This is a genomic window from Inquilinus sp. Marseille-Q2685, from assembly GCF_916619195.1.
In the GTDB taxonomy this organism is placed as follows: domain Bacteria; phylum Pseudomonadota; class Alphaproteobacteria; order DSM-16000; family Inquilinaceae; genus Inquilinus.
This window is the reverse complement of sequence record NZ_CAKAKL010000002.1, coordinates 836494-849157: the sequence shown is the minus strand read 5'-3', so window position 1 is coordinate 849157 and position 12664 is coordinate 836494. Positions and strand designations below refer to the sequence as shown.

Below are 12664 nucleotides of genomic sequence, written 5' to 3'. Positions count from 1 at the left end.
GCCGCTGCGGCGTCGGAACCACGAAGAGCGGCACGGGATCGCCGGGCTCCAGCAGACGGGGCATACAATCCTCCACAGAAATACGGTCCAGTTGAGAGTAGCTCGCATATTACAGCAGGATTATGGCTGCCGTCGTGCCCCATGTCACATGTCGCGCTGACGTCGCTGCATGGCGAATCCGGGCGGCGTCCCGCGACGCCGGCCGTGCCAGGGTTGAGCACCGGGAGTCGCCAGAGATCGAGACGAGGTCAGGATGAGCCGCAGCCGCACCACGCCCCGCCGACGCCGTGACGGCGCGGGTGGTCTCCACCAGCGTCCCTGGCAGCTGGTGGAGAACCCGATGCCACCGGTCGAGGTGCTGCGTCCGGACCAGATCGAGCGCATCCACGACGCCTCGCTGACCATCCTGGAAGAGATCGGGATGGATTTCCTGCACGACGAGGCGATCGAGATCCTGGGCCGCGCCGGGGCCGAGACCACCCCGGGCAGCCGCCGCGTGCGATTCGACCGCGGCCTGGTGCTGGACGCGGTGGCGAAGGCTCCCTCCGCCTATACCTTCCATGCCCGCAACCCGGAGCGGGATGTCCGGATCGGCGGCCGGTCCATCGTCTTCGCCTCGGTCGGCTCGGCCCCCAACGTCTCCGACATCGAGGGCGGGCGCCGAGTCGGCAACTATCGCGACTACTGCAACCTGCTGCGGCTCGGCCAGGCGCTGAACGCGATGCACATCTTCGGCGGCTATCCGGTCGAGCCGGTGGATCTGCATCCCTCGACCCGGCATCTTGACGCGCTGCGCGCCTTCGTGACCCTGTCCGACAAGCCGTTCCACGCCTATGCGCTGGGCCGGGTGCGGATGCGCGACGGCATCGAGATCGCCCGCATCGCCCGCGGCGTCAGCCCCGAACAGCTGCAGCGCGAGCCCAGCCTGTTCACCGTCGTCAACACCTCGTCGCCGCTGCGCCTGGACGGGCCGATGATCGAAGGCCTGATCGAGATGGCGAAGGCGGGCCAGATCGTCACCGTCACGCCCTTCACCCTGTCCGGCGCCATGGCCCCGGCGACGCTGGCCGGGGCGCTGGCGCAGCAGAATGCCGAGGCGCTGGCGACCATCGCCCTGATCCAGCTGGTCAGGCCCGGCGCGCCGGTGATGTATGGCGGCTTCACCTCCAATGTCGACATGAAGTCGGGGGCGCCCGCCTTCGGCACGCCGGAATACGCCAAGGCGGCGCTGGCCGGCGGCCAGCTGGCGCGGCGCTACGGCCTGCCTTACCGCTCGTCCAACACCAACGCCTCGAATGCGGTCGACGTGCAGGCGACCTATGAGAGCATGGTGTCGCTGTGGGCGGCGGTGCAGGGCCACGCCAACATGATCATGCACAGCCTCGGCTGGCTCGAAGGGGGCTTACGCGCCAGCTTCGAGAAGATGATCGTCGACGCCGAGCTGGTGCAGACGATGACCGAGTTCCTGCAGCCGCTGGTGGTCGACGACGACACGCTCGGCCTCGACGCGATCCGCGAGGTCGGGCCGGGTGGGCATTTCTTCGGCGCCCAGCACACGCTGGCGCGCTACGAGACCGCCTTCTACGCGCCGCTGCTGTCCGACTGGCGCAACTTCGAGAGCTGGCAGGAGGTCGGGGCGCCGGACGCGACCCAGCGGGCGCACCAGCTGTACAAGCGCATCCTCGCCGAATTCGAGCCGCCGCCGCTCGACCCCGCCATCGCCGAGGAGCTCGACGCCTTCGTCGCGAAGCGCAAGGAAGAGGGTGGGGTGCCCAGCGACTAGGCGCTCCCGATCAGGATCCCGGTCAGGAACACCAGCAGCCCGCCAACCACGACCTGGAAGGTGGAGGCGAGCAGCGGGGTGTCCATGAAGCGGTGGCGGATCCAGGAGATCGCCGCCAGTTCCGCCGCCACCACGGCGATGGCGATGCCGGTGGCGAGGCGGAAGTCCGGGATCAGATAGGGCAGGGTGTGTCCCAGGCCGCCCAGCGCGGTCATGCCGCCGCAGACCAGTCCGCGCAGCCAGGGCCGGCCGCGCCCGGTCAGGCTGCCGTCGTCCGACAGCGCCTCGGCGAAGCCCATGCTGATGCCGGCGCCGACCGAGGCGGCGAGGCCGACCAGGAAGGTGTCGAAGCTGTCATGGGTGGCAAAGGCCGCGGCGAAGAGCGGGGCGAGGGTGGAGACCGACCCGTCCATCAGCCCGGCCAGGCCCGGCTGCACGATCTGCAGCACGAACAGGCGCCGCTCGTCCTCGCCCTCGCGCGCCTGCACCTTGGCCGGGACGTGTTTCGCCTCCAGCTGCTCCGCGACATGCTCGTGCCGGCGCTCCTCCGCCGCGAGGTCGCCCAGCAACTGGCGGACCGAGGCGTCGGTGGCGCGGCTTGCCGCGCGTTCGTAGAAGCGGCGGGTCTCCGCTTCCATCGCCTCGGCCTGCTTGCGCACGGTGTCCAGCGACAGCGGCCGGGACAGCCAGACCGGCCGGCGGCGGATGAAGCCGCGGACGACATGCCGGTTGATCAGCGGGATATGGTCGCCGAACCGCTCCTTGTAGAGCTCGAGCAGCCGGTGGCGGTGCCCGTCCTCCTCCCGACCTATGCCGCGGAACACCGCGGCCGAGGCCGGGAAGTCGGCGGCCAGGCCCTCGGCGAAATCGCCATAGATCCGGGCGTCCTCCTCCTCCAGCGCGATCGCCAGGGCCAGCAGCTCCCGCTCGGTCAGTTCGGAAAAGTCCTTCATCGCCGTCTCCGCCTCGCTCGCCTTCCGCTTCTCCGCCGGGCCCGGGGCAAAGGCAATGACGAACGACTCGCAGCGCGGCGAGGCCGGGCGAGCCGGCGTCGCAGACGAGATATAAATTCATAACGATATCCTTATATTTAAGTGGAGTTCGCATCGGCCCGGCGGTACCGTCGCTCTGCGCCCGCCGTGGTTTCCAGGAAGGTCCGGCCATGCCCAGCACCCGCTTTCACGACCTGCTCGCCGCCAAGCCAATCCTGTTCGCGGATGGCGGCATGGGCACCGGCCTGTTCGCCCAGGGGCTGGAAACCGGGGACAGCCCGGAGCTGTGGAACATCGAGCGGCCGGAGCGGGTGCAGGCCGTGCATCGCGGCTTCGCCGAGGCCGGCTCCGACATCATCCTGACCAACACCTTCGGCGGCAATGCGCGTCGGCTGGCGCTGCACAGCGCCCAGGGCCGGGTGCGCGAGCTGAACGTCGCCGGCGCCCGCATCGCCCGCGCGGTGGCGGCGGAGTTCGACCGGCCGGTCATCGTCGGCGGCTCGATGGGCCCGACCGGCGACATCTTCCAGCCGGTCGGCGCGCTGAGCTACGAGGAGGGCGTGGCCGCCTTCGCCGAGCAGGCCGAGGCGCTGGCCGAGGGCGGCGTCGACGTGTTGTGGATCGAGACCATCTCGGCGGCGGAGGAGATCCAGGCGGCGATCGAAGGCGCGTCGCGCACCGGCCTGCCGATCGTCTCGACCATGACCTTCGACACCAATGGCCGCACCATGATGGGGCTGACGCCGGAGGCGGCGATCACCCACGGCCGCAACTGCGCCTGCCGGCCCAGCGCCTTCGGCGCCAATTGCGGCATCGGCCCGGCGCAGTTGCTGGACAGCATCCTCGGCCTGATGCGCGCCTCTGAGGCCGGCGACATCATCGTCGCCAAGGGCAATTGCGGCATCCCGCAATATCGCGAGGGCGCCATCGTCTATGACGGCACGCCTGAGATCATGGCCGATTACGCGGTGCTGGCGCGCGATGCCGGCGCCCGCATCATCGGCGGTTGCTGCGGCACGACGCCCGAGCACATCCGCGCCATGGTCGCGGCAGTGAACGGCACCGCCCGCGGCCCGGTTCCGGATGTCGAGACGGTCGAGCGGCTCCTGGGCCCAATCAAGGCCCAGTCGGGCCGCCCGGCCGAAGGCAGCGGCGAGCGCGAAGGCCGTCGGCGTCGCCGGGCCTGATCCTCAGCGGTTCGGCGGCTCGGCGGCGGCACCGCCGACCCGTTCCAGCGTCTGGATGTGCCGGCCCAGCAGCGCGGCCGCCTGGTCGACAGCGCCGCGCCGCAGCGCGTCCAGGATCTGCCGGTGGTCCTGGTTCGAGCGCGGCTGCCAGCCGGCCGATCGGGTCGCGGCGAAGGTGTAGCGTGAGTTGGCGAGCTGCAGCTCCGCCAGCATCGCCAGCAGGCGCGGCATGCGGCAGGCCGCCACCAGCTCGCGGTGGAAGCTGCGGTTGGCCGCCTCCCATTCGGCGAAGGACTGCGCCCGGTCGCCCGCTGTGACGGCCTCGTCGATCCGCTCGATCTGCAGCGGCGTCAGCCGGCGGGCAGCGTGGCGCAGCGCCAGCACCTCCAGCGCCGCCCGGATCTCCACCACCTCGCGCATCGACCGCTCGTCCAGCGGCGCCACGCGCATGCCGCGCCGCGGCTCGCTCACCGCCAGGCCCTGGGCCTGCAGGCGCTGGAACGCCTCGCGGACGGGCACATGGCTGGATCCGAACTCATGAGCGATGTGGTCCTGGCGCAGCGGCACGTCCGGCGCCAACTCGCCGGTCACGATCCGCTCGGCCAGCACATCGGCGATCCGGTCGGCGAGGGTCTGCTGCGATGGGGTCTTCGGCATTTCGATTATAGATTATCTACTGAGTAAATCGGTGCGCCCGGCGGATGGCACCTCTAGACTCGGCTGAGTCGCAATTATCATAGATTAATCGATACGATTATCTATGATCTTTGAGGAGTCAGATCATGCATTCACCCGCCGAAGCACCGATATCTGCACCCGCCCTGACCGGCTGGCGCGTTCCCGCCGCCGTCATCGGCGGCAGCCTGCTGATGGCGCTCAGCGGCCAGATCCTGATCCCGTTCTGGCCGGTGCCGATGACCATGCAGGTCTGCGCCACCTTCCTCCTGGCCGGGATGGCCGGCGGCCGGCTGGCGGCAGCGATGGTTGCAACCTTCCTGGCGGAAGCGGCGGTCGGCCCGCCGGTCCTGGCCGGGGGCAGCAGCGGGGGGGCGCCGCTGGTGGGGCCGACCGGCGGCTATCTGCTCGGCTTCGTCGTCGCCGCCTTCCTGGCCGGCGAATGGATCAGGCGCCGCCCGGGCGGGCTGGTCGCCACCGCGGTGCCGATGCTGGCCGGGCTGGCCGTGATCTATCTGCTCGGCTGCCTCTGGCTGGCGCAGTTCACCGGCTGGGCGGCCGTGATCCCCGCCGGCGTCGCGCCGTTCCTGATCGGCGATGCGCTGAAGGTGCTGCTCGCCGCCGCGGTGACCGTCGCCCTGCGCCGCGTCCGGAGGGCTGCGTGACGGCGGCTGACGCCGCTTCCGGTTCCAGGCCCGCCGTCCGGTTCGACTGGACGCGGGCCGAGGCCGAGGCGCTCTACGGCCTGCCGTTCCCGGAGCTGCTGCACCGGGCCCAGCTGGTCCATCGCGAGAGCTTCGACCCGGCGGCGGTCGAGACCGCCAGCCTGCTCAGCATCAAGACCGGCGGCTGCCCGGAGGATTGCGGCTACTGCTCGCAGAGCGCCCGCTACGACACCGGGGTCAAGGCCACGCGGCTGATGGAGGCCGAAACGGTCGTGGACCGGGCTGCCCGGGCCAAGGCCGCCGGCGCCGGCCGCTTCTGCATGGGCGCCGCCTGGCGCAGCCTGAAGGACCGCGACCTCGACCGGGTCTGCGAGATGGTGGCGGGGGTCAAGGCGCTGGGAATGTCGACCTGCGTCACCCTCGGCATGCTGACCCGGCCGCAGGCGGACCGGCTGAAGGCGGCGGGGCTCGACTACTACAGCCACAACGTCGACACCTCGCCCGAATTCTACGGCCGGATCATCACCACCCGCACGCTGCAGGACCGGCTGGAGACGCTGGAGCATGTTCGCGCCGCCGGCATCAAGGTCTGCTGCGGCGGCATCGTCGGCATGGGCGAGACGGTCGACGACCGGCTGGGCATGCTGCTGCTCCTGGCCGGGATGGATCCGCATCCGGAAAGCGTGCCGCTGAACCTGTGGAACGAGGTGGCGGGGACGCCGGTGATGGAGATGGCGGAGAAGCCCGACCCGATCGGTTTCGTCCGGCTGGTCGCGGTGGCGCGGATCCTGCTGCCGCGCAGCGTGCTGCGCCTCTCCGCTGGGCGACAGTATATGAGCGACGAGCTGCAGGCGCTGTGCTTCGTCGCGGGCGCCAACTCGATCTTCCTCGGCGACGTGCTGCTGACCACGGCCAATCCGGGGCCGGACCGAGACACCCGGCTGCTGGAGAAGCTCGGGCTCCGGACGGTCACCGGCGGGCTGGTGCCGGCCTGAGCCCTATCGCGGCCAATCCGCCATCGGCTGGACGGACTCGACGATGTGGACGCCGAGCTCCGCCCAGCGGGCGAAGGCCTCCTCGGCCTGTGGGGTGAAGTCCAGCGCCGGGATCGGCCGGCCCCCGGCATCCAGCCCGACTACCGCCGACATGCAGTCGCGCAGCACGAAGACCCGGCCCGGCAGGGCCGGGTCGAGCGCCCGCATCCGGTCGAGCAGATCGTCGACCGACCAGCGCACGCAATGGCTGGCGGCCTGGCCGGCCACCACGATCCGGTCGGCGCGCAGCAGCTCCAGAAGCGCCGCATCGTCCTGCGGCTTCACCAGCCGCCCGCCGTCCCAGCGATCCGGCACCTCCGGCGCGAAGGCGGAATAGCTCTCGCTCCAGGGATCGTCGCCCTTGACGATGACCGGGGTCGGCGCGCCGCGCAGCATGGCGTGGAACAGCCAGGCCTCCTGGATCAGCCCCGGCATGGCGTGGCCCTCCGACCCGATCAGGCAGTGGTCGGGCCAGACGATCAGGGCGTTGCGGCCCTGCCGCGCCAGGCTGCGGACATAGTGCAGCAGCTGCCGCTCGACCCAACCCTCCGCCGCGACGCCGGAGGGCAGCAGGGCCAGCACGCCGGGGCTCGGCCGCATGGCGCCACCGGCCAGCATCTCCTCGGTGATCACGGTGAAGGGGGCTGGAGCATGGCCGTCGGCGTCGATCCAGAAAGACCGGTGGAAGATCTGCAGCGGCGTGTGGGTGTCGAAGGTCGGGACGATGCGGTCGATGGCGCCGAGGTTGCGGTGGATGAAGGCGGCGATCCGCGCCGTGTCCTCGACCGCGCCACGCCCGGACCGGCCGCCGACATAGAGCGCGCCGCCCGGCAGGCAGAAATCGCGCTGCAGGTCGATCAGCAGCAGGTCCGTGCGCCGCTCTCCCGCCGTTTTGACCTTGCCGCGCCAGTGCTCGGCCGCGGCACGCAAGGCGTCGAGATCCGGCCGGTACGACCAATCCCCGGCCCGGGCCGGATCGAAGAAGGGAGGAAGCGTCGCGCTCATGCCGGCCCCGCTGCGTGCTGCCGGGACAGCCTAGTCGGCGGGGCAGGGCGCCGGAAGGGGCGTCCGTCCATCCCCCCGTGGCCGGAGAGCTGCGGGCGACCGTGGTCAACGGCGTCACCTACGTCGCCGGCGACGTCAACGGCGACAAGGCGATCGACCTCCACGTCGCCCTGACCAACCATCCGGCGCTGGTCGCCGGGGATTTCGTGCTCTGACGCGACAGCAGGCCGGCGCCCGGACCGAGCCGGCGCCGGCCCTACGTCCCCTTCCGGGGCGCGCTTTGCAGGAAGCTGCGCAGCGCCTCCGCCCAGAACTTCGCCATGCCGGTGGTGCCGTGGCCGCGGGTTTCGGCGCTGGCCGGGATCAGGACCAGCCGCGCGGTCGGGATGCGCTTCAGCGCCTCCTCCATCACCCCGGTCTCCGGCGGGTTGCGCTCGTCGTCGGCCGAGTTGATCGCCAGGACCGGCGCCCGGATGCGGTCCAGGCGCGGCGACGGATCGTAGTCGCGCGACGACTCCCACTGGTACAGCAGGTCGTTGGCATCCGCCGGGAACGGCGCGGCGAGACGGTCGTCGACCAGCTTGTCCGCCGCCGCGCGGGTTGGCGCCAGGGCCTGATAGGCCAGCGTCCCGCCGCTGGTGCCGAAGCCGAAGAAGGCGTTGACCAGCGCCAGCGATTTCGGCTGGGCCGTGTAGTCGCCGCCCTTCCAGCCGGGGTCGCTGCGGATTGCCTCGATCAGCATCCGGCGCATGATCCAGTTCCGGCCGGACATCGCGGCCGGCTGCGACGCCATCGGCACCAGCGCGTCCATGGCGTCGGGATGGGCCTCGCCCCACAGCCATGTCTGCATGCCGCCCATGGAGTTGCCCAGGACCAGGCGCAGATGGCGGATCTTCAGCCCCTCGGTCACCAGCCGGTACTGCGCCTCGACCATGTCGTCGTAGCCGTAGCGCGGGAACCGCATCCGCAGCCCGTCGGAGGGCTTGGACGATTTCCCGGCGCCGATCGCGTCGGGCAGGATGATGAAGTACCGGTTGGCATCCAGCGGCTGGCCCGGGCCGAACAGCTCGCCGGCGAAGGCGGGCGTCAGCATCCCGGCGCCGGAGCCGGCGGTGCCGTGCAGGATCAGCACCGGCTCCCCGGTCGGCTCGCCGACCGTGGTGTAGTGCAGGCGCAGCTCGGGCAGCACCTCGCCGTTCCGGAAGCGGAAGTCGCGGACGATCCAGTCGCCCTCCCGGGGCGCGGGATACTCCGCCGCCCCCGCCGCGGATGCCGCCAGGGCGAGGGCCGCCCCGACCGATGCACGACGCGCCCATTCCAGCCACCGCATGGCCGCTTCCTCCCTGTTCCGCCGCGTGGTTGCCATTCGATGATGGACGGGGCGGCGTCGCGGGACCAGGGCTTACTGGAACAGGCTGGAGACCGACTTCTCCTCGGCGATGCGCAGGATCGCCTCGGCCATCAGGGGCGCGATGGTCAGCTGCCGGATATTGTGGCTCAGCCGCACCGCCTCGGTCGCCAGGATGCTGTCGGTCGTCACCATCTCCTTGAGCGGGGAGGCGCCGACACGGGCCACGGCGCCGCCCGACAGCACGCCGTGGCTGATATAGGCGAAGACCTCGGACGCGCCGCGCTCCATCAGCGCGACGGCGGCGTTGCACAGCGTGCCGGCGCTGTCGGCGATGTCGTCGATCAGGATGCAGCGGCGGCCGTCGATGTCGCCGATCACGTTCATCACCTCCGACACGCCGGCGCGCTCGCGCCGCTTGTCGATGATGGCGAGGTCGGCGTCCAGGCGCTGCGCCACCGAGCGGGCGCGGACCACGCCGCCGACATCGGGCGAGACGATGACCAGGTTGTCGCTGGAGAAGCGGCTGCGGATGTCCTTCACGAACACCGGCGCGGCCACCAGGTTGTCCAGCGGGATATCGAAGAAGCCCTGGATCTGGCCGGCATGCAGGTCGAGGGTCAGCACCCGGTCGGCACCGGCGCGGGTGATCAGGTTGGCGACCAGCTTGGCCGAGATCGGCGTGCGCGGGCCGGTCTTCCGGTCCTGGCGGGCGTAGCCGTAATAGGGCATCACCGCGGTGATCCGGCGGGCCGAGCCGCGGCGCAGCGCGTCGATGGTGACCAGCATCTCCATCAGGTTGTCGTTGGCCGGGAAGCTGGTCGGCTGGATCACGAAGACGTCCTCGCCGCGGACGTTCTCGAGGATCTCGACGAAGACCTCCATGTCGGCGAAGCGCCGGATCTGGGCCTTGGTCAGCGGGATTTGCAAATAGGCGGCGATCGCCTCGCAGAGCGGGCGATTGCTGTTGCAGGCGATGATCTTCATGGGGGGCGGCTCGGTGGTCTCGGGCGGTGGCCGGGGCCGGATGCGGCTGCGTATATCCCGCGCGCACCGGGGTGTAAACGGACTTCGCGCAACCCTGTCCCGAATTTGTCACATCATCATCAGCACGCAGCCGCCGAGCAGCGCCACGATGATGAACAGGAACAGGGTGATCAGATGCGGCACTGTTTCAACCCGTCAGCAGGATCGCCGAGATCTGCCGGCCGTAATCCGGCTCCTTCCTCAGCGTGGTGCGGCGATAGCTGAAGAACTGGTCCTCGTGCGCCAGCGTGTCGAGCCCGGTGACGGTGACCTCGCGAAGCCCGGCGCGGCGCAGGCGATGGGCGACATAGCCCGGCAGGTCGAAGTGCGGCCGCGCGCCGTTGCCGGGGACGCGGAAGAAGCCGGCGCTGTCCGGATCCTCCGTCAGGAACCGGTCGCGGAACTCGGGGCCGACCTCGTAGCTGTCCGGGCCGATGCAGGGGCCGACGGCCGCCGCGATCCGCTCCGGCACTGCGCCGAGCGCCCGCATCGCCGCGACGGTGGCGTCGGTGACGCCGCCGAGCGCGCCCTTCCAGCCGGCATGGGCGGCGCCGACCACCCCGGCCTCGGCATCGGCAAACAGGATCGGGGCGCAGTCGGCGGTGAGGATGCCCAGCGCCACGCCCGGACGGTCGGTGACCATGGCGTCGGCCCGGGGCGACGTCTCCGGCGTCCAGGGCCCGGTCACGGTCACGACGTCCGGGCTGTGCACCTGATGGACGGTCAGCAGCGTCTCGGCAGGCCCGAGCTCACGCCGGCAGCGGTCGCGGTTCTCGGCCACCGCGTCGCGCCGGTCGCCGGAGCCGAAACCGCAGTTGCGCGAGGCGAAGATGCCCTCGCTGACGCCGCCGGTGCGCGGGAAGAAGCCGTGGCCGATGCCGGGCAGGGCGGACAGGGCGTCGACGATGATCACGAGGCGGGCTCCGGCCGATGCGGACGGGAACCGATTAGCATCGTCGGCCGAGTCAGGGAAACCCCGCCGGCGCGCCGAGGCCGGGCGAGGGCAGAGCCAGGGCCTTGAACAGCGTGCCCATCTGGTCCGGGCCGGCCAGCCGCTCGACCGCGGCGTCAATCTCCCCGGCGCGGGCCGGGGAGGCCGTCTTCAGCTGCGCCGCGCGGGCGCGCAGCCCCAGCGCCTCCAGGAACGCGCCCTGGGTCACCGGGCCGTGGGCGGCGGCGCCGGCCTGGGCCGCGGCCTCCGCCAGGGCCTGGAAGTCGACATGGGCGGTCAGGTCGGCCTCGCCCGGCGCGTCGAGCGGATCGGCGAAGGCGTGGCGCCGGACGGCCTGGAAGCTGTCGCCGGGTGCGCTGCGGGCCGGGCCGTAATCGACGATCAGCGCGGCGCCACCCTGCTGCGCCAAGCGCCGGCCGAGGAGGGCGGCATGCGACAGCCCGGCCGGGCAGGCTTCGGCGATCGATCCTTCCGGCGCGTCCCGCACCGCGTCCGGGATCAGCGCCAGCGCGGGATCGGCGCGGGCCGACAGCTCCCAGCGCAGCCGGCCGGCCGCCTCGTCCCAGCCGACCAGCCGCTCGTGCCAGCCCTTGGCCCCGCGCTGCCACTGCCGGATCGGCAGGGCGTCGAAGAACTCGTTGGCGACCACCAGCGCCGGCCCGTCCGGCAGGTCGGCCAGCCGGTCCAGCCAGACCGGGGCCGCATCGGCCAGCCGTGCCGCCTGGGCGGCGCGCAGGGCCGGGCTGGTCTCGACCAGATGCAGGCGCAGCGCGGCGCGGAAGCCGGGCGCGGCGCGGCCGATGGCGCGCAGCGCATCCTGCATCAGCGTGCCGCGGCCGGGACCGAGCTCGACCAGCAGCACCGGGTCGGGCGCGCCCATGCGCTGCCAGAGGTCGGCGCACCACAGGCCGATCAGCTCGCCGAAGATCTGGCTGATCTCGGGCGCGGTGGTGAAGTCGCCGGCCGCGCCCAGCGGGTCCTGTTTGACGTAGTAGCCGTGCCGCGGATGGCCCAGCGCCTCGGCCATGTACTGCGCCACCGTCAGCGGCCCGTCGACCGCGATGCGGCGACGCAGAAGGTGGAGCAGCGCGGTCACGTGCTCGGCGACGGGGCCGGGGCTTCGACTGCCGGCCGGCGGGCCGCCCAGAGCACGATGGCGAGCCCGACGAGGACCATCGGGATCGACAGCTGCTGGCCCCGGGTGAACCAGTCGGTGCCCATCAGGTAACCGAGCTGGGCGTCCGGTTCGCGCACGAATTCGACCAGGAAGCGCGACACGCCGTACCAGGCGATGAAGGCGCCCAGGACGATGCCCGGCCGGGCCCGGACGCGTCGGCTGGCCGCAAGCGGCAGCAGGATCAGGAACAGCACCAGCCCCTCGAGCCCGGCCTCGTACAGCTGGCTGGGGTGGCGCGGCGCCGGCCCGGCGTTCGGGAACACCATGCCCCAGGTCACCCAGGGCTGGGTGACCACGCGGCCCCACAGCTCGCCGTTCACGAAATTGGCGATGCGGCCGAAGAACAGGCCGATCGGCGCGGCGGCGGCCACCACGTCGCCCAGCAGCAGCGGCGAGAAGCCGCGCCGCCAGGCGAACAGGACGATCGCGGCGCTGACCCCGAGGAACCCGCCATGGAAGGACATGCCGCCGTGCCAGATCTCCAGGATCGACACCGGGTCCGCCAGGTATTCGTCGAGATTGTAGAACAGGACGTAGCCGAGCCGGCCGCCCAGGATGGTGCCGATCACCGCCCAGGTCAGGAAGTCGTCCAGCGCCGCGCGGTCGGGCGGCAGCGCGGTGCGGCGGGTCAGCCACAGCGCGTAGCGCCAGCCCAGGATGAAGCCGGCGATGTAGGCGAGGGCGTACCAGCGGATCGCGATGGGGCCGATCTGCAGGGCGACCGGATCGAACCAACCCATGTCTGTTCCCGTTCCGGGGGGCGAAGCGTGCCCTTATAGGCGCGCGGTCCAACGTGTTGCAACGCGGGGGACCGGCCGCC

Annotated in this window: 13 protein-coding genes; 5 read left to right on the top strand and 8 right to left on the bottom strand. The window is 71.4% G+C overall.

Features of this window, described 5'->3' with window-relative positions:
- Positions 1–253: 253 nt before the first annotated feature.
- Positions 254–1783 (top strand): trimethylamine methyltransferase family protein, encoded by a 1530-nt coding sequence (locus LG391_RS13055; RefSeq protein WP_225768435.1) that lies wholly within the window; start codon positions 254–256, stop codon positions 1781–1783.
- Here the strand turns inward: LG391_RS13055 and mbfA are convergent.
- Positions 1780–2736, bottom strand: coding sequence for an iron exporter MbfA (mbfA, locus tag LG391_RS13050; RefSeq protein WP_225768434.1), 957 nt, complete (start codon positions 2734–2736; stop codon positions 1780–1782). The two genes, LG391_RS13055 and mbfA, sit on opposite strands and share 4 nt — an antisense overlap.
- A 209-nt stretch (positions 2737–2945) precedes the next feature.
- On the opposite strand from mbfA, the gene bmt reads away from it, so the two are divergent.
- The gene (gene bmt, locus LG391_RS13045; protein ID WP_225768433.1) at positions 2946–3962 is read left to right on the top strand and encodes a betaine--homocysteine S-methyltransferase; all 1017 of its coding nucleotides are present in this window, start codon (positions 2946–2948) and stop codon (positions 3960–3962) included.
- Positions 3963–3965: 3 nt separating this feature from the next.
- Here bmt and LG391_RS13040 read toward each other — a convergent pair whose 3' ends face one another.
- A complete protein-coding gene (locus LG391_RS13040) occupies positions 3966–4619 on the bottom strand; it encodes a GntR family transcriptional regulator (RefSeq protein ID WP_225768432.1) in 654 nt (217 codons plus the stop codon).
- Positions 4620–4744: 125 nt separating this feature from the next.
- Here LG391_RS13040 and LG391_RS13035 point away from each other — a divergent pair, with 125 nt between their 5' ends.
- Both LG391_RS13035 and bioB read left to right on the top strand, forming a co-directional pair.
- Positions 4745–5302, top strand: a complete 558-nt coding sequence (locus LG391_RS13035) for a biotin transporter BioY (RefSeq protein ID WP_225768431.1) — start codon at positions 4745–4747, stop codon at positions 5300–5302.
- Positions 5299–6297 (top strand): biotin synthase BioB, encoded by a 999-nt coding sequence (gene bioB, locus LG391_RS13030; RefSeq protein ID WP_225768430.1) that lies wholly within the window; start codon positions 5299–5301, stop codon positions 6295–6297. Before LG391_RS13035 ends, bioB begins: the two co-directional genes overlap by 4 nt.
- A gap of 3 nt (positions 6298–6300) precedes the next feature.
- Here the strand turns inward: bioB and LG391_RS13025 are convergent, their stop codons facing one another.
- On the bottom strand, positions 6301–7341 hold the full coding sequence (locus LG391_RS13025; RefSeq protein WP_225768429.1) for a hypothetical protein: 1041 nt from the start codon (positions 7339–7341) through the stop codon (positions 6301–6303).
- Between the two features lie 77 nt (positions 7342–7418).
- Here LG391_RS13025 and LG391_RS13020 point away from each other — a divergent pair, with 77 nt between their 5' ends.
- Positions 7419–7556, top strand: a complete 138-nt coding sequence (locus tag LG391_RS13020; RefSeq protein ID WP_225768428.1) for a hypothetical protein — start codon at positions 7419–7421, stop codon at positions 7554–7556.
- A gap of 41 nt (positions 7557–7597) precedes the next feature.
- Here the strand turns inward: LG391_RS13020 and LG391_RS13015 are convergent, their stop codons facing one another.
- The 5 genes from LG391_RS13015 to lgt form a co-directional block, all read right to left on the bottom strand.
- Positions 7598–8671: an alpha/beta fold hydrolase gene (locus LG391_RS13015; RefSeq protein WP_225768427.1), complete on the bottom strand. Its 1074-nt coding sequence runs from the start codon at positions 8669–8671 to the stop codon at positions 7598–7600.
- Positions 8672–8743: 72 nt separating this feature from the next.
- Positions 8744–9676 carry a ribose-phosphate pyrophosphokinase gene (locus LG391_RS13010; RefSeq protein ID WP_225768426.1) on the bottom strand — a complete coding sequence of 311 codons (933 nt, stop codon included), beginning with the start codon at positions 9674–9676 and terminating at the stop codon, positions 8744–8746.
- Between the two features lie 187 nt (positions 9677–9863).
- Complete coding sequence (gene pgeF / locus LG391_RS13005) at positions 9864–10628, bottom strand: peptidoglycan editing factor PgeF (RefSeq protein WP_225768425.1); 765 nt, start codon at positions 10626–10628, stop codon at positions 9864–9866.
- Positions 10629–10680: 52 nt separating this feature from the next.
- Positions 10681–11763, bottom strand: coding sequence for a class I SAM-dependent methyltransferase (locus tag LG391_RS13000; protein ID WP_225768424.1), 1083 nt, complete (start codon positions 11761–11763; stop codon positions 10681–10683).
- Positions 11760–12584, bottom strand: coding sequence for a prolipoprotein diacylglyceryl transferase (gene lgt / locus LG391_RS12995; RefSeq protein WP_225768423.1), 825 nt, complete (start codon positions 12582–12584; stop codon positions 11760–11762). The genes LG391_RS13000 and lgt overlap by 4 nt, the downstream gene beginning before the upstream one ends.
- Positions 12585–12664 lie beyond the last annotated feature (80 nt).